General features: G+C 55.4%; 18 protein-coding genes. 8 read left to right on the top strand and 10 right to left on the bottom strand.

Annotation, left to right across the window (positions count from 1 at the left end; all coding sequences use genetic code 11):
• Nucleotides 1–98: 98 nt before the first annotated feature.
• Entirely contained in the window at nt 99–1,715 is a 1,617-nt protein-coding gene (locus tag WH279_RS15620; RefSeq protein WP_339457640.1) for a peptide ABC transporter substrate-binding protein, read from the bottom strand.
• Between the two features lie 152 nt (nt 1,716–1,867).
• Between WH279_RS15620 and mpaA the strand changes: the two genes are divergently transcribed.
• Complete coding sequence (gene mpaA, locus WH279_RS15615) at nt 1,868–2,575, top strand: murein tripeptide amidase MpaA (RefSeq protein ID WP_339457639.1); 708 nt, start codon at nt 1,868–1,870, stop codon at nt 2,573–2,575.
• Here mpaA and ycjG read toward each other — a convergent pair.
• On the bottom strand, nt 2,555–3,538 hold the full coding sequence (gene ycjG / locus WH279_RS15610; RefSeq protein ID WP_339457638.1) for an L-Ala-D/L-Glu epimerase: 984 nt from the start codon (nt 3,536–3,538) through the stop codon (nt 2,555–2,557). The two genes, mpaA and ycjG, sit on opposite strands and share 21 nt — an antisense overlap.
• Before the next feature lie 119 nt (nt 3,539–3,657).
• Here ycjG and tpx point away from each other — a divergent pair, with 119 nt between their 5' ends.
• Nucleotides 3,658–4,161 (top strand): thiol peroxidase, encoded by a 504-nt coding sequence (tpx, locus tag WH279_RS15605; RefSeq protein ID WP_339457637.1) that lies wholly within the window; start codon nt 3,658–3,660, stop codon nt 4,159–4,161.
• 31 nt (nt 4,162–4,192) lie between these two features.
• Here the strand turns inward: tpx and WH279_RS15600 are convergent, their stop codons facing one another.
• The gene (locus WH279_RS15600; RefSeq protein WP_339457636.1) at nt 4,193–4,930 is read right to left on the bottom strand and encodes an SDR family NAD(P)-dependent oxidoreductase; all 738 of its coding nucleotides are present in this window, start codon (nt 4,928–4,930) and stop codon (nt 4,193–4,195) included.
• A gap of 97 nt (nt 4,931–5,027) precedes the next feature.
• Between WH279_RS15600 and WH279_RS15595 the strand changes: the two genes are divergently transcribed.
• Nucleotides 5,028–5,921: a LysR family transcriptional regulator gene (locus WH279_RS15595; protein ID WP_339457635.1), complete on the top strand. Its 894-nt coding sequence runs from the start codon at nt 5,028–5,030 to the stop codon at nt 5,919–5,921.
• Nucleotides 5,922–5,924: 3 nt separating this feature from the next.
• Here WH279_RS15595 and tyrR read toward each other — a convergent pair whose 3' ends face one another.
• The 7 genes from tyrR to pspA all read right to left on the bottom strand — a co-directional run bounded on the left by tyrR (nt 5,925) and on the right by pspA (nt 11,760).
• Nucleotides 5,925–7,490 (bottom strand): transcriptional regulator TyrR, encoded by a 1,566-nt coding sequence (gene tyrR, locus WH279_RS15590; RefSeq protein WP_133845024.1) that lies wholly within the window; start codon nt 7,488–7,490, stop codon nt 5,925–5,927.
• 101 nt (nt 7,491–7,591) lie between these two features.
• Nucleotides 7,592–8,647 (bottom strand): YcjF family protein, encoded by a 1,056-nt coding sequence (locus WH279_RS15585; RefSeq protein ID WP_339457634.1) that lies wholly within the window; start codon nt 8,645–8,647, stop codon nt 7,592–7,594.
• Nucleotides 8,644–10,041: a YcjX family protein gene (locus WH279_RS15580; protein ID WP_200642093.1), complete on the bottom strand. Its 1,398-nt coding sequence runs from the start codon at nt 10,039–10,041 to the stop codon at nt 8,644–8,646. The genes WH279_RS15585 and WH279_RS15580 overlap by 4 nt, the downstream gene beginning before the upstream one ends.
• A 183-nt stretch (nt 10,042–10,224) precedes the next feature.
• The gene (gene pspD / locus WH279_RS15575) at nt 10,225–10,437 is read right to left on the bottom strand and encodes a phage shock protein PspD (RefSeq protein ID WP_339457633.1); all 213 of its coding nucleotides are present in this window, start codon (nt 10,435–10,437) and stop codon (nt 10,225–10,227) included.
• A 29-nt stretch (nt 10,438–10,466) separates the two neighbouring features.
• Nucleotides 10,467–10,814, bottom strand: coding sequence for an envelope stress response membrane protein PspC (pspC, locus tag WH279_RS15570; RefSeq protein ID WP_200642094.1), 348 nt, complete (start codon nt 10,812–10,814; stop codon nt 10,467–10,469).
• On the bottom strand, nt 10,811–11,038 hold the full coding sequence (gene pspB / locus WH279_RS15565; RefSeq protein WP_133845034.1) for an envelope stress response membrane protein PspB: 228 nt from the start codon (nt 11,036–11,038) through the stop codon (nt 10,811–10,813). Before pspB ends, pspC begins: the two co-directional genes overlap by 4 nt.
• A 56-nt stretch (nt 11,039–11,094) precedes the next feature.
• Nucleotides 11,095–11,760 carry a phage shock protein PspA gene (gene pspA / locus WH279_RS15560; RefSeq protein WP_227536254.1) on the bottom strand — a complete coding sequence of 222 codons (666 nt, stop codon included), beginning with the start codon at nt 11,758–11,760 and terminating at the stop codon, nt 11,095–11,097.
• A 160-nt stretch (nt 11,761–11,920) separates the two neighbouring features.
• On the opposite strand from pspA, the gene pspF reads away from it, so the two are divergent.
• The 5 genes from pspF to WH279_RS15535 all read left to right on the top strand — a co-directional run bounded on the left by pspF (nt 11,921) and on the right by WH279_RS15535 (nt 17,050).
• A complete protein-coding gene (pspF, locus tag WH279_RS15555) occupies nt 11,921–12,916 on the top strand; it encodes a phage shock protein operon transcriptional activator (protein WP_339457632.1) in 996 nt (331 codons plus the stop codon).
• A gap of 306 nt (nt 12,917–13,222) precedes the next feature.
• The gene (sapA, locus tag WH279_RS15550; protein ID WP_339457631.1) at nt 13,223–14,851 is read left to right on the top strand and encodes an ABC transporter substrate-binding protein SapA; all 1,629 of its coding nucleotides are present in this window, start codon (nt 13,223–13,225) and stop codon (nt 14,849–14,851) included.
• Nucleotides 14,848–15,813 (top strand): putrescine export ABC transporter permease SapB, encoded by a 966-nt coding sequence (gene sapB / locus WH279_RS15545; RefSeq protein ID WP_339457630.1) that lies wholly within the window; start codon nt 14,848–14,850, stop codon nt 15,811–15,813. Before sapA ends, sapB begins: the two co-directional genes overlap by 4 nt.
• Before the next feature lie 239 nt (nt 15,814–16,052).
• A complete protein-coding gene (locus tag WH279_RS15540; RefSeq protein WP_339457629.1) occupies nt 16,053–16,595 on the top strand; it encodes a type IV secretion protein Rhs in 543 nt (180 codons plus the stop codon).
• Complete coding sequence (locus tag WH279_RS15535; RefSeq protein ID WP_339457628.1) at nt 16,592–17,050, top strand: putative T6SS immunity periplasmic lipoprotein; 459 nt, start codon at nt 16,592–16,594, stop codon at nt 17,048–17,050. The genes WH279_RS15540 and WH279_RS15535 overlap by 4 nt, the downstream gene beginning before the upstream one ends.
• Nucleotides 17,051–17,292 lie beyond the last annotated feature (242 nt).

The raw sequence follows: 17,292 nt of genomic DNA, 5'->3' as shown, positions 1-17,292 counted from the left end.
TTGGTTATGTTAGGGGGCGTGGCCAGGGTTAGGTCCAGGTCAACGTCCTTGACCTGGACCTTAAGCCGTTGACCTTAAGACGTGGCGCTCGCTATCTATCAGTGCTTCAAAATATACAGCGTACGACTGTAAGCAACATCTTCCGGATTGGTGATGGGATACCCCTTCACATAAGGCTTAATCAACCGACCATTGGTGTACTGATAGATCGGCGCAATCGGAGCCTGCCCGGCGATCATCTGTTCAGCACGGTTGTAGTCGTCGTTACGCGCTTTGTCATTGGTCTGACGGCTGGCCTGCGCCAGCACCGCATCATATTCGCTGCTTTTAAAGCGGGCGATATTACCGCTATGCGTTGAGGTCAGCAGGCTGAGGAACGTCGAAGGCTCGTTGTAATCCCCCACCCAGGAAGCGCGGATAACATCGAAATTCCCGCTGTTACGGTTATCAATGTAAGTCTTCCACTCCTGGTTTTGCAGTTTCACATTCACCCCAAGGTTTTTCTTCCACATGGAGGCCACGGCAATGGCGATCTTCTTGTGTGTTTCCGAGGTGTTATACAACAGCGTCAGATTGAGCGGATGCGTGGGACCATAACCCGCCGCCGCCAGTAGTGCTTTGGCCTGCGCGTTAAGTTCTGCCTGACTGTGCTGCTGCATAAAGCTGGCTTTCGGGGTAAAACCTGCCGTGACATCCGGCGTAAAATGCCAGGCAGGTTTTTCACCCGTACCCAGCACTTTCTCCGCAATGACTTTACGGTCAATGGACCAGGAGAGCGCCTGACGCACGCGCACATCGGCGGTCGGGCCCTTCTGGGTGTTGAATGCATAATAATAGGTGCCGAGCTGGTCAGGTGTGTAGACCTCTGCAGGGATCTCTTTCTTCAGCAGCCCGTAAAGCTCTTTCGGGAAGGACTCGGTAATATCGATATCCCCGGCGCGGTAACGTTTGGTCGCGCTGGACTCTTCACTGATCGGCACAAAGGTCACTTTGGTCAGTACCGAATGTGCATCATCCCAGTAGTGCGGATTACGCACCAGTTCGACCTTCTCATTCACCACCCGGCTGTTCAGCTGATACGCCCCGTTACCGACCAGATTGCCCGCACGCGTCCACTGATCGCCATATTGCGCAATGACCTTTTGCGGCACCGGGAACAGGCTGAAGTTGGCCGTCAGGCTGACAAAATAAGGCACCGGTTTATCGAGTGTGACTTTCAGATGGGTGGCATCAATGGCGCTGACGCCCAGTTTATCCGGGCTCATCTCGCCCTTCACAATGGCACCCGCATTTTCAATTCCGGCCAGCTCAGCAAACCAGGCGAAGGTTGAGGTGTTTTTCGGATCAACCAGGCGCTGCCAGCTGTATACAAAGTCCGCCGCCGTGACAGTGTCACCATTTGACCAGCGGGCATCTTTTCTCAGCGTGAAAATCCAGGTTTTATTATCGTTGGTCTGCCAGGCCGTCGCCACGCCGGGAATGATTTTCCCGCTGGCATCCTGGTTGGTCAGCCCCTCAAACAGATCGCGGATCACCGGAATTTCAGGTAAACCGACCGCTTTCACCGGGTCCAGCGAGGCCGGTTCATCTTTAATATGACGAACAATTTCCTGTCGTGCGGCCAGTTGAGTCCCTGCCGGAACGTCGGCAGCGTGCGAAGTTGAGCTGATACATAGCGCTAAAGCAGCCAGCGCAAAAGATGATGATGTCCTCATGGAGATATCCTTACCTGTCAGCGAAACGGCGGTTTTTTTTGTACTGCTGGCACTCTAACGCAAATTGCACACTACGAAACAGTGTTTTTATGATGAACCGCAGCGGGTGATGTGCCAGGCTTAGCGCAGAACTTTCTCTCAGGAGCAGGACCATGTCATTACTTCACCCCCGGCCTCTGCGTGGTCGTCTGGATGCCCCCACGCAACAGTATGGACAGTCCGTGCTGGGCGCACCGCTGCTCTGGTTCCCGGCCCCGCTGGCGGACGATGACAGCGGGCTGATCCTTGCCGGTACGCATGGCGATGAAACCGCTGCGGTGGTCACTCTCTCCTGCGCCATGCGCACGTTGCAGGATAGCCATCGTCGGCATCATGTGGTGCTCGCGGTAAACCCGGACGGTTGCCAGCTCGGGCTGCGCGCCAACGCCAATGGCGTGGATCTTAACCGAAACTTTCCTGCTGCCAACTGGCAGCATGGCGACACGGTTTACCGCTGGAACAGCGTGGCCGAGGAACGCGATGTGCTGTTGTCCACCGGTGAGCATGCTGCTTCCGAACCGGAAACAAAGTCACTTTGCCAGCTGATTCACCAGCTCTCCCCGGCCTGGATTGTCACCTTCCATGAACCGCTGGCCTGTATTGAAGATCCGCACAGCAGCCCACTGGGGCACTGGCTGGCGGCCAAAACGGGCCTGCCGCTGGTCACCAGCGTCGGTTATGCCACGCCAGGCTCGTTTGGCAGCTGGTGTGCTGATATCAACCTGCCCTGCATCACCGCCGAATTCCCACCGATTGCCGCCGATGAAGCGACCGAACGCTATCTGGGGGCGCTGGTCGATTTACTCTACTGGCAACCGTGACAGCTCAATGCGTCCGCAGCTAAACGGCAAAGCAGGCTCGGCGTCCACCGCCAGCCAGGTGGGGCCATCAAGGTCAACAAAACGCGCCTGCGGCACCAGCGGCAGCGCGGCGCGAATGGCGCGTGAGGTGCACAGCATGCAGCCAAGCATAATGGCAAACCCCTGTGCCTGCGCGGCCTGTGCCAGTTCCAGCGCGGCCGTCAGGCCCCCGGTTTTGTCCAGTTTGATGTTCACCATCTCATAGCGTCCGTGCAGCGCAGGCAGGCTGTCTGCGGTGTGACAGCTCTCGTCCGCGCAGATCGGCAAGGGGTGAATAAAGTTCTCCAGCGCGGCATCGTCAGCCGCAGGCAGTGGCTGTTCCAGCATGGCGATGCCGAGATCAGCCAGCAACTGGCAGCGGGCCGCCAGCCCCTCGCTGTGCCAGGATTCGTTAGCATCGACAATCAGCGTGGCCTGTGGCACGGCACTGCGGATCGCCACCAGACGTTCGGTAATCAGATGATCGTCGAGTTTAATTTTCAGTAATCGGGCCCCGTTCTCCCATAGCGCCAGAGCACTGCTGGCCATCATTTCGGGTACATCGATGCTCACGGTTTGCGCCATCGTGATTTGCGCAGGTGCATGGCTTCCTGTTAACTGCCACAGGCTTTGCCCACCACGCGCCACCTCCAGATCCCACAGGGCACTGTCGATCGCATTGCGCGCGGCCCCCGCAGGCAGCTGCTGCTGAAGCTCTGCCCGGGTCAGCCCCTGCTGCAACGCAGGCAACAACGCGGTAATCTGCGCCAGCACCGAGGCTTCACTCTCGCCGTATCGTGCATAAGGCGTGCATTCACCGATGGATTTAATGCCATTTTCTTCCAGTTCAACCACCACCACACCCGCTTCATTGCGGGCACCGCGTGCGATCACAAACGGCGAATGTAACGGCCAGCTTTCCGGGTAAGTCTTCACTGATCTCATGCTTCAATCCTTAATCTGAGTTGATGCCAGCACATTGTGTCGCATTTATACTGTCTCACTGCTTCAGCATGGCATACACTGAAGCAGGTTAAACACCATTAACATTAAAAGGATAGATTATGTCTCAGACCGTACATTTCCAGGGCAATCCGGTTTCCGTTGACGGGCAACTGCCAGCGCCGGGCCAGCCAGCAAAGTCGTTCACCCTGGTGGCCAAAGATCTCTCCGATGTCTCCCTGTCCCAGTATGCGGGCAAACGCAAAGTGCTTAACATCTTCCCAAGCATTGATACCGGCGTGTGTGCCACGTCCGTGCGTAAATTTAATCAGCTGGCGGGTGATGTTGATAACACCGTTGTGTTGTGTATTTCAGCAGACCTGCCGTTTGCCCAGTCACGTTTCTGCGGCTCCGATGGCCTGAGCAATGTGGTCACCCTCTCCACCCTGCGTGGCGGCGACTTCAAAAAGGACTACGGCGTGGCAATCGTTGACGGCCCACTGGCCGGACTGACTGCGCGCGCGGTTGTGGTTCTGGATGAAAAAGATAACGTCATCTACAGCCAACTGGTGAATGAGATCACCACTGAGCCAGACTACGATGCCGCACTGGCAGCGTTGAAATAATACGTTTCAGGGCAGGCCCTTGTGGCCTGCTCTAACGCATCAGCAATCCCCCGTCCACGCAGTACTGACTCCCGGTTACATAACTCGCCGCGTTTGACAGTAAGAATAGCGCGACCGCCGCTGCTTCTTCCGCACGCCCAATCCTCGCTAACGGCACCTGTGCCAGCACGCCCTGTTCAAATGCGTCACGCTGATCCGCGGGCAGGAAGCTACGCAACTCGCTGCTTATGGGGCCAGGCACCAGACAATTAACCCGAATCTGACGTGCCGCCAGTTCCGTTGCCCAGCAGCGCGTTAAGGCTATCAGCGCGGCTTTAGTCGCCGCATAGATGCTGGTTGCCGCCGCACCTTCATAGGCCGAAGACGAGGCGGTTACCACCACGGCGGCCCCCGGTTTCAGGTAAGTGGATAGCGCAGCGAGTTGTAATACCGGGCCACGCACGTTCGCCGCCATCATCGCGTCAAAAAACGTCTGGTCTTGCCGATGGCAGGATGCCACAGCGGCATAACCCGCGTTCAACCACAGTCCATCCAGCGGCCCCGTCTGTTTCACGCACTCAACTAATGCCGTCAGATCGTCAGGTTTACTATTGTCCGAACGCAGTACCCGGGTTTCCGCCGGTAATAACCGGGCTGCCTCTGCCAGGTGTTGTGGGTTACGGCCGGTAACGATCAGCTCAGCCCCTTCACGGGCTAATTGCTGTGCGCCCGCCAGACCAATACCACTGCTGCCGCCGGTAATCAGGATGCGTTGCTGCTTAAAACTCATGGTTCACTCCTCGTTTTTAGAGAGGAGAGTCTGGCACTGAGCGGGTTATTAAATAATACTGTTTAATCTTTATGGAGTATTAAGCAGGAAAGACAGAATGCGTGGCAGTGAATTTATGGAGTTGCGCGCGCTGATGGCTATTGCGGAATGCGGCAATTTTGCCCGTGCTGCCGCTCGCCTGGCGCTGACACCCTCGGCACTCAGCCAGACCATCAAATCTCTGGAACAGCGCCACGGCGTTCGCCTGTTAAACAGGACCACGCGCAGTGTTGCTGCGACGGAAGCCGGTGCAGCGCTGATTGCCCGGTTGCATCCGCTGCTGGCCGAACTGGATGCGGCGGTAGCCGACCTTGCCAGCCACCGTCACGTCCCAAGAGGCACGTTGCGTATCAATGCTCCCCGGCTGGCAGCGCTGCATCTGCTGGCCCCTAAACTGGCCGGGTTTATGGCACGTTGCCCTGAGGTTGAGGTGGAAATTGTGTCAGAAGAGGGATTGATCGATATTGTCAGCGCAGGGTATGACGCGGGGATACGGCTGGGGGAAAAACTGCACCAGAATATGATTGCCGTACCACTGGGAGGCGATGTGCAGATGCACGTGGTGGCATCCCCTGCGTATCTGGCGCAAAACGGATGCCCACAGCATCCTGCGGAACTGCACCAGCACCGCTGTCTCTCTTACTTTCGCCCGTCCGATCGTACACCGTGGCGATGGGAGTTTGAGAAGAACGGAAAAAGGCTGGAGGTGGATATCGCAGCCCCCTTGAGAGTCAATGAGCCGGAATTACTGGTTGCCGCCGTGAAACAAGGGGCGGGCATCAGCTATCTGTTCGGCGCCCTGGTGGACGTGGCGATAGCAGACGGTGAGCTGGTGCCGCTCCTCAGTGACTGGACACCCCCGTTTGCCGGCTATTCACTCTATTATCCCGGCAATACGGTGGTGCCCACGCCGCTCAGGGCATTGATTGATTACCTGCGCGAAACGCGCTAACCCTTATTCAGGATCGCTCTTTTTCTGACTCAAGCCATATTCACGCAACTTATTGGCAATCGCGGTGTGCGAGACACCCAGGCGTTTTGCCAGTTTGCGCGTGCTGGGATAAGAGAGATAAAGCCGGGTCAATACTGAGCGCTCAAAGCGGCTGGTGATATCGTCCAGCGACCCTTCAATCGCATCATCCCCCAGCGGCATCTCCATCGCATATTCAGGCAACACAATATCCTGTGGACGCAGCTCATAGCCGTCCAGCTGCGTCAGTGCGCGATACAGCGCATTTTTTAACTGGCGCACGTTGCCCGGCCAGGTGTAACGGGTCAGGAAGGCATTCAGCTGTGCGGAGAGTTTTGGCCGCGGTACGCCCTGCTCATCTGCAAAGCGTGCGACAAACATTTCGGTCAGCGGCAGGATGTCCTGTGGACGATCACGCAACGGCGGCAGGTTAAGCGTCAGCACATTCAGACGGTAGAACAGATCCTCGCGGAACTCACCGCGCTGCACCAGCTCCATCAGGTTTTTCTGCGTGGCGCAGATCACCCGCACATTCACATGAACTTCGTGCTCTTCGCCGACGCGGCGGAAAGTGCCATCGTTGAGGAAACGCAGCAGTTTGGTCTGCATGCGGGGTGACATTTCCCCGATCTCATCCAGTAGCACGGAGCCACCGCTGGCCTGTTCAAAGAACCCTTTTTTCCCTTCCAGCGCATTGGGGTACGCACCCGCCGCATGTCCGAACAGCTCACTTTCGGCCACATCATCCGGCAGCGAGGCACAGTTCAACGCCAGGAACGGTTTTTTGCCGCGCGCACTGCGCAGATGGCAGGCGCGGGCCAGCATATCTTTTCCGGTGCCGGTATCGCCGACAATTAGCAGGGGTGCATCCAGCATCGCCAGTTTTCGTGCCTGATCCACCACCTGGCGCATTTTGCTGCTGACGGCAACAATGTGCTGGAATTCACTGTCATCGTTCACGATAAGATTCTGTAGCTGCTGGCCCATGCGCGCCGTGGATTTCAGCAGTACCACGCCGCCGACCGGGTTCGGGGCCGCCGTATCTTCGTCCTGCGCATAGATCGGCGTGATCTCCATCAGGAAGTCACGCCCCTGCAACACAACGTGATGCGCTTCAGCCTCAATGCGTTCGCTTTCCAGCCAGTGCTGGAAATTGAAACCGGCGATCAACGATCCGGCACTGTAATTGCGCATCTTCTCTTCATTAAGGGAAAACAGGGCCTGGGCCGCCGGGTTCGCCAGTTCCACTTTGCTTTTCAGGTCAATGGAGAACACCGGATCAGGCAGGGCGACCAGCAGCGCGCTCAGTGCGCGATGTTCACGCTCTGAGGGCAAATAGGAGACGGTACGCACGTCAGTGACGCCGGGAATGCGGCGGATTTCCGCCATCAGCTGGCTGAACTGCTCAAAGCTGACGGTGGAAAAGTTAAGATAGATGCGGCCAATGGCGGCAATTTCGATACCGCGTAGATCGATGCTGCGTTCAACCAGCAGATCCAGCAGTTCACGGGTCAGACCGATTCGATCCTGGCAAAAAACTTCAAGACGCATGCGTTTTAACCTTTATTATCACAGTGCGGAGCGTATTGATGGATAATACGCTATCCCTCGTCAGGCCAGAAGTGTTCTGTCATGAAAAGTTGACAGTCTGTTTATGGATTGTCCTTCCCGCTGCGCTGCACGCTCTCTTTTAACTGCCCTATCAGCTCACGGCGGAAATCACCAAGGCGGGGTTTATCTCCTTCCAGCCACGGCAGCGGGCGGCACAGCTCCATCGCTTTAATCCCGAGCCGGGCGGTCAGCAGCCCGGCTCCAATCCCCTGTGCGGCGCGGGTGGAAAGTCGGGCGGCAAGATCTTGTGACATCCAGTCCATGCCCACTTCGCGGATCAGCTCCGACGCACCGGCAAAAGCGATGTTCAACAGCACCAGGCGGAACAGCCGCAGCCGACTGAAATAACCCAGCTCAATGCCATACAGCGCAGCAATGCGGTTGACCAGACGCAGATTGCGCCAGGCGATAAATGCCATATCCACCAGCGCCAGCGGGCTGACGGCAATCATCAACGTCGATTCAGCGGCATAACGGCTGATTTCACGCCGTGCCTGCCGATCCAGCACCGGTTGCACCAGTTGGGCATACAGTGCGACCACTTCACGATCGTTTTGCGTTTCATGCAGCGAGGCCTGCCAGCGTTGCAGGGCCGGGTGACCGGACTCCAGCCCCGCCTGCTGCGCCAGCTTTTCGCAGAAAGCGCGGCCCTGACCGCTGCCGTGGCTGGCCAGCAGTTCACGCGCCACGTCACGTTCTTCCGCCCTTTCACGCAGGCGATACAGGCGGCGCCATTCGCCGATCAGCGATCCGGCCCCTGCCGCAACAATCAACCCGCCCGCCACGCTGCCGCCGAGGCCGATCCAGTCCTGGGTGATCCATGCCTGGTGTGCCCACTGTACGCCCTGAGCAACTACGCTGACACCAAACAGACCCAGACCCGCCATCACCATCTTGCGCCACAGGCTGCGTTTCGGCCGCAGTGCGGCTTCCACCGCCAGCTCACCGGCACCTTCCGGTTCAACATCCAGCTCTGGCTCTGTAGCCACAAAAGTAGTCTGCTGCTCAGCAAACGCCTGCTGCTGGCGTAAAACAGGCGCCGGTTCGTCACTGAGCGGCTGGGCAAAATCAATTCTTGGTTTAATGGGTGCGTTCATCGCAGTTTATCTCCCAGTAAAAACTCCAGCGCGGCATCCATCCGGATATGCGGCAAAGGCCGGTCAACATCCAGATCCTGCGGGCGGAACTGTTCAAAATGGAATCCCTGATCCTGCCAGAATGCCTGGCCCGGCAGGCGCGGAGGCACTTCACCGGGGTAAACCGTCAGCGGGGTGTTATCGGACAGACGGTGCCCGCGCAGTGCCGGAATGCTTTCGCCCTGGTGATCAACACGGCCACTTTGGGTGGCCTGCACGGAGGCCAGGCCGATGCAGTCCATCTTGATGCCTTCAAACGCCGCATTCTGCCAGGCATCCTGCACCAGTTGCTGGAGCAGCGACACCAGATTGGCGTGCTGATCGGCGGTGACATGGTCGGATTTGGTGGCAGCAAACTGCAGTTTGTCGATAACCGGGGAAAACAGACGGCGAAACAGCGTGCGCTGGCCGTAGGAGAAGCTTTGCATCAGTTGGGTCAACGCCAGGCGCATATCGTTAAACGCCTGCGGCCCGCTGTTCAACGGTTGCAGACAGTCCACCAGCACGATCTGGCGATCGAAACGCAGAAAGTGATTTTTATAAAACCCCTTCACCACGTGCTGGCAATAATACTGATAGCGGGCGCGCAACGTGCCGATATTACTGCCCGCATCGGCCTGCGCCAGGCGCGTCTCTCCCCCTTCTGCCACCTCGGGCCAGGGGAAAAATTGCAGGGCGGGTGCGCCGGCCATGTCACCGGGCAGCACAAAGCGGCCTGGCTGGATAAAGTGCAGGCCTTCCTGTTTACAGCGCTGCAGGTATTCGGTCCAGGCGGCGGCGATATCGGCCAGGCGGTTTTCATCCGCCGGGGCCAGCGGGTCCAGCCCTTCACACAGCTGGCGCCACTGCTGCGCCCATTCGGCCCGGTCACCCTGTAACAGGCCCGTCATCTGACGCGACCAGCTCAGGTAATCCTGTTCCAGCATCGGCAGATCTAACAGCCATTCACCAGGATAGTCGACGATCTCCAGATAGAGCGTGGAGGTCTCTTTAAAGTGGCGCAGCAGTGATGCCTGCGAACGGTAGCGTAGCGCCAGGCGAATTTCACTCACGCCACGGGTGGGCGTTGGCCAGGCCGCCGGTGTGCCATAGAGTTGAGCCACGCCTTCATCGTAAGTAAAACGGGGGATACCGAGGTCGCGCTGTGGTACGCGTTTCACGCCCAGCAGCCGCTGTTCACGCACGGCCGAAAACATCGGCAGGCGAGCACCGGAATTGACGTTAAGAAGTTGATTCACCAGCGAGGTAATAAAAGCGGTTTTTCCGCTGCGGCTTAATCCGGTGACCGCCAGGCGCAGATGGCGATCCGCGCCGCGATTCACCAGCGACAGCAATTCATGTTGTAGTCGTTTCATCTGTGGCGTTGGCACCTTATTGTTGTGTGTTCCTTATCGTAACATCCTCATGCCATTGCTGCTTTATACCCAAAATAATTCGAGCTGCATGAAGGCGGCCCGATGAGCTTACTCGAGTATGTGATTCGGGTGACTGAGTGAAGCCAACGCACATGCAACTTGAAGTATGACGGGTATGTTGACTCAGGGTAAGGGCTTCACCCAGCGCGCGGTGGCCCGGCGCATCACGCGTTTTAGTAACGGTTCCAGTGCCCAGGCCAGCAGGATCTTCAGCGGCCTGCGAGCCACCGATTTCACCGCCCAGCCGCTTAATCCGGCCGGACCGTAAGTGATGGCGCTGATGAGAATAAATTTCCCGGCCTTTTTCAGGCGCGGATGGGGCTGCCAGTGACGCATAATATGACTCCTGAAAAAGGACCGGAAGATTACAGCTGACTGAAACGGCTGCGCACGCTAAAGGTTTCCGAGGTGACATAACGCTCCACCTCGCGCAGCTCACGCTCGCCACCGTTCAGCTCGGTGCTCAGCTCATCCAGCAGCTGATGTGCGCTGAGTGGTTTGTCGCGGCCCTGCTCACTCGGCGGCATATCCGGCAGTATCGCGGCCAGCAGCAGATAGCCCACGATGGTGAGTAAAAACAAACCGAAAAACAGCGACATGATAACAATCACACGCACCAGTAAGACCGGAACACCCAAATAGTCGGCAATCCCTGCGCAGACACCTTTGAGCTTCCCCTGCTCAGGGATGCAGTACAGTTTCTTCTGACTCATGGCTGCCTCCACTGAGGATGCTCGGCATCGAGGATGGCTTCCAGCGCCTGAATACGCTCACGCATTTTGCGTGCGTCCTGGGTCAGCTGCTGAAGCCGTTGCAGTTCGTTCTGCGACAGTTCCGCCCCACCGTTCTGGCGTTTTGTGTAATGCAGCCAGAGCCAGATCGGCGCGACGAACAGCAGAAACAACGTCAGGGGTAAGGCAATAATGAAGACACTCATTCACGTTCCTTGAAGGTTAAGCTTAACTGTTCTGGCCACTGCCGTGGCCAGTTCCGTTACTCACTGCGATTCATTTTAGCTTTCAACGCGGCCAGCTGCTGGCTGATTTCATCGTCAGCCTGTAACTCAGCAAACTCCTGGTTCAGCGTTTTCTTTTTACCGAAACTGTGGCTTTCGGCTTCAGCTTCCATATGGTCGATGCGGCGTTCGAACGATTCAAAACGCGCCATCGCTTCATCAATTTTACCACTGTCGAGCTGACGGCGAACATCACGCGAAGAAGAGGCCGCCTGATGGCGTAACGTCAGCGCCTGCTGACGGGCACGGGTTTCGCTCAGTTTGCTTTCCAGTTCACCAATTTCCCCTTTCATGCGGGTCAGGCTCTCTTCAACCTGGCTGGCCTCTTGCTGCAATGAGGCGGTCAGATCGGTGAGTTTCTGTTTTTCCATCAGCGCAGCGCGGGCGAGATCGTCTTTGTCTTTACGCAGGGCCAGTTCGGCTTTCTCCTGCCATTCTGCCTGCTGGCTTTCAGCCTGATCAATACGGCGCAGCAGTTGTTTCTTCTCTGCCAGCGCGCGGGCTGAGGTCGAACGAACTTCAACCAGCGTATCTTCCATCTCCTGAATCATCAGGCGCACCAGCTTCTGCGGATCTTCCGCTTTCTCCAGCAGCGAGTTGATATTGGCATTCACGATGTCGGCAAAGCGGGAAAAAATACCCATAATCAAAATCCTCTTGAGTTAGTGTCTGTTGTTCTTACTGCATAACACTATTCAAAAGGCGTGCCAGTTTTTATCTTATTGATTTTCAATGAGTGCGTGGCTTTACAGGATGGCATGCAGCGACTAGAGTGGTTTTTATCACTAACACTTGGTGAAATTAATGATGAGTGAAAACCCTGATACCCTGCTTGGCGAGTCGAATAACTTTATTGATGTGCTGGAGCAGGTTTCCCGTCTGGCACCGCTAAATAAGCCCGTGCTGGTCATCGGCGAACGCGGCACAGGTAAAGAGTTGATTGCCAGCCGCCTGCACTACCTGTCTGACCGCTGGCAGGGGCCGTTTATTTCGCTGAACTGCGCCGCACTGAATGAAAACCTGCTGGATTCAGAACTGTTCGGCCATGAAGCCGGCGCCTTTACCGGCGCGCAAAAGCGCCATCTGGGGCGCTTTGAACGTGCCGATGGCGGCACGCTGTTTCTTGATGAACTGGCAACGGCGCCGATGCTGGTGCAGGAGAAATTACTGCGCGTGATTGAATACGGGCAACTGGAGCGCGTTGGCGGCAGTCAGCCGTTGCAGGTCAGCGTACGGCTGGTGTGCGCCACCAATGACGATCTGCCGCTGCTGGCCCGCGAGGGAAAATTCCGCGCCGATCTTCTCGACAGGCTGGCGTTTGATGTGGTGCAACTGCCGCCGCTACGCGAACGCCGTAGCGATATCCTGGTGATGGCACAGCATTTTGCCATTCAGATGTGCCGTGAACTGGGCCTGGCGCTGTTTCCGGGTTTTACCCCTGCAGCGGAGCAACGCCTGCTGGGCTATGGCTGGCCGGGTAACGTACGTGAGCTGAAAAACGTGGTGGAGCGATCGGTCTATCGCCATGCCAGCATCGAGGAGCCGCTCGACAACATCATTCTTAACCCCTTCCAGCGCGTGGAACCTGCCGTCACGACAGAACCACAGGGTGATGATGCGCTGCCCGCCCTGCCGCTTGATTTACGTCACTGGCAGTATCAACAGGAAAAAATGCTGGTAGAGAAAGCGCTGACTCAGGCTCGCTTTAATCAACGCCGGGCTGCCGAGCTGCTGGGCGTGACCTATCATCAGCTGCGCGCCATGCTAAAGAAACACGATATCAATGTCAGTGAGGATTGAGGCCCGGGAAATCAGGCAAAAAAAAGCCCGCTCAAGGCGGGCTAAAAATACTGGAAGCAATGTGAGCAATGTCGTGCTCTTCCACGGTAGAGCCACCGTTGAAGCGCAGGGGAATAATAATCATTCTCAAGCCGGTCTGTAAAGCATTTTGTTGAGAATCTTTCTCATTTCCATAACAAGTTCAGGCTTATTATTAACACCCCTTAACGGCTTGTGGGCATTTTTCTTCTACTCGCCCTCGCAAACTTTGGGTGCAGCCTCCGAGTGCGGTACACTCTGTTTATTGCCTGAATTTTCAGAAGAGTTATGCGCAAATTATTCTCGACTTTGCTTCTCAGCCTTAGCGCGCTGAGTACCCCTGTATGGTCATCCACGCCTGGTGATATTCGCCAGAGTGGCTTCGTGTATTGCGTCAATGGCGTCATGAATACGTTTAATCCGCAGATGGCCAGTAGTGGGCTGGTGGTGGATACCCTCGCCGCCCAGCTTTACGATCGCCTGCTCGATGTTGATCCTTACACCTATCGGCTGATGCCGGAGCTGGCTGAAAGCTGGGAAGTGCTGGACGACGGCGCGACCTACCGTTTCCATCTGCGCCAAAAAGTGCCCTTCCAGCATACTGCGTGGTTCACGCCAACCCGTACCATGAACGCTGATGATGTGGTGTTCAGCTTTGAACGGGTGTTTAATCGCCAGCATCCGTGGCATAACGTGAACGGCGGCAGCTATCCCTATTTTGACAGCCTTCAGTTCTCTGACGCCGTGCAGAGCGTGAAAAAGATCGATAAAAACACCGTCGAAATCCGTCTTAACAGCCCGGACGCCTCGTTCCTCTGGCATCTCGCAACACACTACGCGCCAGTTCTGTCGGCCGAGTACGCAGACCAACTTACTAAAGTGGACCGTCAGGAGCAGCTGGATCGTGAACCGGTCGGCACCGGGCCCTTTATGTTGAACGATTATCACGCCGGGCAGTATGTGCGCCTGCAGCGTAACGACGCCTACTGGAAGGGCCAGCCGCGCATGTCACAGGTGGTGATTGATATGAGCGCGGGCGGTACCGGGCGGTTGTCCAAACTGCTGACCGGCGAATGCGATGTGCTGGCCTACCCTGCCGCCAGCCAGCTTTCTATCCTGCGCGATGACCCACGCCTACGCCTGACGCTACGTCCGGGGATGAATATTGCCTATCTGGCATTCAACACGCGTAAAGCCCCGCTTGATCGCCCTGAGGTCCGCCAGGCACTGGCGCTGGCGATCAATAACGAACGTCTGATGGAGTCGATTTATTACGGTACCGCGGAAACTGCGGCATCCATTCTGCCACGTGCTTCCTGGGCTTATGATACCGATGCGCGCGTGACCCCCTACGATCCCCAAAAATCCCGCGATCAGCTGAAAGCACTGGGCATTGAAGATTTGCACCTCAATCTGTGGGTACCCTCGGCATCCCAGTCATGGAATCCCAGTCCGCTGAAAACCGCCGAGTTGATTCAGGCGGATCTGGCGCAGGTTGGCGTACGGGTGACAATTGTGCAGGTAGAAGGCCGTTTCCAGGAGGCCAGACTCATGGAGATGAATCATGACCTGACGCTGACCGGCTGGGCAACGGACAGTAATGATCCGGACAGTTTCTTCCGTCCGCTGCTAAGCTGCGCGGCGATTGCCTCGCAGACTAACTATGCGCACTGGTGCCACTCTGGCTTTGATGAGCTGTTGCACAAGGCGCTGCTGTCGCAACAGCTGGCAAACCGCATTGATTATTACGATCGCGCCCAGGCGATGCTGTCTCAGGAGTTACCGGTTCTGCCGCTGGCTTACTCTCTCCGATTGCAGGCCTATCGCCACGATATTAAAGGGCTGGTACTCAGCCCGTTTGGCAATGCCTCATTTGCCGGTGTTTACCGCGATGGCGGCGAGGAGAAATCACCGTGATTATCTATACGCTACGCCGTCTGGTTTTGTTTACCGTTACGCTGTTTATGTTGACGCTGCTCGGCTTCAGCCTGAGCTACTTTACGCCACATGCACCGCTGCAGGGCGCGTCTTTAATGGATGCCTGGCTGTTCTGGTTCAAAGGGATTTTACAGCTCGATTTTGGCGTTTCCAGCATTAACGGCCAGTCGATCAATCTGCAGCTGAGTGAGGTGTTTCCGGCCACGCTCGAACTCTGCTTTATGGCATTCAGTGTGGCACTGCTGGTGGGAATACCACTGGGTATTGCCGCAGGCGTGATGCGAAATAAGTGGCAGGATAAAGCGATTAGCGCCGTGGCGTTGCTTGGATTTTCATTACCCGTATTCTGGCTGGCATTGCTGTTAACGCTGTTCTTCTCACTGAATCTCGGTTGGCTTCCGGTATCCGGTCGTTTTGATCTGCTGTATCCGGTCAAGCATGTTACCGGGTTCGCCCTGATTGATGCCTGGATCACCGATTCGCCATGGCGTCATGAAATGATTATTAGCGCCCTGAAACATATGGTGTTGCCAGTAACGGCGCTGGCCGTTGCCCCCACCACAGAAGTGATTCGTCTGCTGCGTATCAGCACCCGTGAAGTCATGGAGCAGAACTATGTGAAAGCGGCGGCCACACGCGGATTGTCACTGTTTACCATTATTCGCCGTCACGTCCTGCACAACGCCCTGCCACCCGTGATCCCGCGCCTGGGTCTGCAATTTTCGACCATGCTGACGCTGGCGATGATCACTGAAGTGGTATTCAGCTGGCCAGGACTGGGGCGCTGGCTGATTAATGCCATTCGCCAACAGGACTATGCCGCTATTTCCGCAGGCGTGATGGTAGTGGGCAGCCTGGTGATTGCCGTTAACGTGCTTTCCGATATTTTAGGCGCCATGACCAATCCGCTGAAGCATAAAGAGTGGTATGCGCTGCGTTAATAACAATAGTGCTTATGCGTTGTTCAACTCATTAATCTGAGCACCGCAATATTAAATTCGTTTGACTGCCGCTATGTAAATATCCCGCTACGTCTTAAAGCTGGCGGGGTATACCCCTTTCGAGTTACCCCTTCTTTTTTCCGGTCATTGAAGGCCAACGTGACACACCAGGCAAATTACACCTCACAACCTGTTTAGTACAAAGTGTATTTGCTATGCTTGCCAGGAATGAATCACGGATGAACCAAGGATTAACGATGTTTGATAAGGATACTAAGGATGGCAGTCTGCGCCTGATGACGCCAGGCGAGATTAAAATGGCGCGAGAGATTTTTCGTGACACGATTAATTACCCTAAGGTATGGATCCATAAAGGAAGTTATCTGCCTTTTGGTTTGCAACTTAAAAGAGCATCAATGTCACCCAATGGAGAGATGTACCTTCGAGAGTATTACAGTTCTGATTATTCAAAGACTCACTTTTTGTATCAGCACACCTTCATTCATGAACTGTCTCACGTATGGCAGTTTCAGCACGGTATGAATGTTAAATTAAGGGGGCTGATAAGCTGGGCTGCGCCCTATAAATATGCTCTAGACAGCTGGCCACTGAGTACCTATCGTATGGAACAGCAGGCATCAATCATTGCAGATTACTATCTCCTTACACAATTCAACGGGCATACTAACTGGAGAATGAATAGATTATGTACTAACTGTGATGACTTATCTTTTGAGGAGTTAATGCAGCAGTATAAATATACGTTAAGGGCATTCCCATGAATCCGTTAATGACAATAAAAAAATCACTATTTACCACCCTGTTTTTCCCTTTGCTTACTGGGTGTGGGTTATTAGGGGAACAGCTACCTCAATATGAGGTCGGCGAGGCATTCAGAGTGAATAATGGGTTATGCTTCCAGATTAAAAATGCTGATAATTATTATGTCGACTACCTCGCAATCAGAGATAGAGATGCACCCGAGATGTCTGGTTTCAGCAGGCAGCTACCCGCCTTAACCATTTCTAAAAATAATTTTTGCATCCCAAGGGATTACTATCAATTCCCAGTATACGGTGAGATAAACGTTGTCATTGCTCTAATGTCACCCACGAAAACAATGATGATACGTCGCTATGTTGTGTCTGAATTCAGAATGGTAGATGGTGAACCGCAGCCTTTCACTCCCCGTGAATACTCAGTACCTACTGCTGACTATATGCGCGAAAAAGAGTAAAAAACCGGGCCCTGTTTCGGGGCCTATTTCATCTTAGCGATCACAATCGATCTGTTGTGAAAATGAAAGAAGTTAATTTCCCATATTGACAAGATAATTACCATGGATGAAACAATGAACGATTATTTTTGATGACTGCTCGATTGTGCAAACTATCGGCACGCGGCGACTAAAACGGCTACCGTTCGACCGAAACAGATACCGATAAGACCCGAGAAGCATTCGTGCCGTGAGGAGGATAA

It is taken from the genome of Erwinia sp. MYb375 (assembly GCF_037479175.1).
GTDB classification, from domain to species: Bacteria; Pseudomonadota; Gammaproteobacteria; order Enterobacterales; family Enterobacteriaceae; genus Erwinia; species Erwinia rhapontici.
Note: the sequence above shows the minus strand (reverse complement) of the source record. Positions and strands in the feature narration are given on the sequence as shown.

Coding starts and splice junctions, on each gene's coding strand:
- pspD (WP_339457633.1), bottom strand. CDS start 10,437: ATGCGTCACTGGCAGCCCCATCCGCGCCTGAAAAAGGCCGGGAAATTT.
- WH279_RS15540 (WP_339457629.1), top strand. CDS start 16,053: ATGAACCAAGGATTAACGATGTTTGATAAGGATACTAAGGATGGCAGT.
- pspB (WP_133845034.1), bottom strand. CDS start 11,038: ATGAGTGTCTTCATTATTGCCTTACCCCTGACGTTGTTTCTGCTGTTC.
- WH279_RS15535 (WP_339457628.1), top strand. CDS start 16,592: ATGAATCCGTTAATGACAATAAAAAAATCACTATTTACCACCCTGTTT.
- pspF (WP_339457632.1), top strand. CDS start 11,921: ATGATGAGTGAAAACCCTGATACCCTGCTTGGCGAGTCGAATAACTTT.
- mpaA (WP_339457639.1), top strand. CDS start 1,868: ATGTCATTACTTCACCCCCGGCCTCTGCGTGGTCGTCTGGATGCCCCC.
- pspC (WP_200642094.1), bottom strand. CDS start 10,814: ATGAGTCAGAAGAAACTGTACTGCATCCCTGAGCAGGGGAAGCTCAAA.
- WH279_RS15600 (WP_339457636.1), bottom strand. CDS start 4,930: ATGAGTTTTAAGCAGCAACGCATCCTGATTACCGGCGGCAGCAGTGGT.
- tyrR (WP_133845024.1), bottom strand. CDS start 7,490: ATGCGTCTTGAAGTTTTTTGCCAGGATCGAATCGGTCTGACCCGTGAA.
- tpx (WP_339457637.1), top strand. CDS start 3,658: ATGTCTCAGACCGTACATTTCCAGGGCAATCCGGTTTCCGTTGACGGG.
- WH279_RS15580 (WP_200642093.1), bottom strand. CDS start 10,041: ATGAAACGACTACAACATGAATTGCTGTCGCTGGTGAATCGCGGCGCG.
- sapA (WP_339457631.1), top strand. CDS start 13,223: ATGCGCAAATTATTCTCGACTTTGCTTCTCAGCCTTAGCGCGCTGAGT.
- WH279_RS15595 (WP_339457635.1), top strand. CDS start 5,028: ATGCGTGGCAGTGAATTTATGGAGTTGCGCGCGCTGATGGCTATTGCG.
- pspA (WP_227536254.1), bottom strand. CDS start 11,760: ATGGGTATTTTTTCCCGCTTTGCCGACATCGTGAATGCCAATATCAAC.
- ycjG (WP_339457638.1), bottom strand. CDS start 3,538: ATGAGATCAGTGAAGACTTACCCGGAAAGCTGGCCGTTACATTCGCCG.
- WH279_RS15585 (WP_339457634.1), bottom strand. CDS start 8,647: ATGAACGCACCCATTAAACCAAGAATTGATTTTGCCCAGCCGCTCAGT.
- WH279_RS15620 (WP_339457640.1), bottom strand. CDS start 1,715: ATGAGGACATCATCATCTTTTGCGCTGGCTGCTTTAGCGCTATGTATC.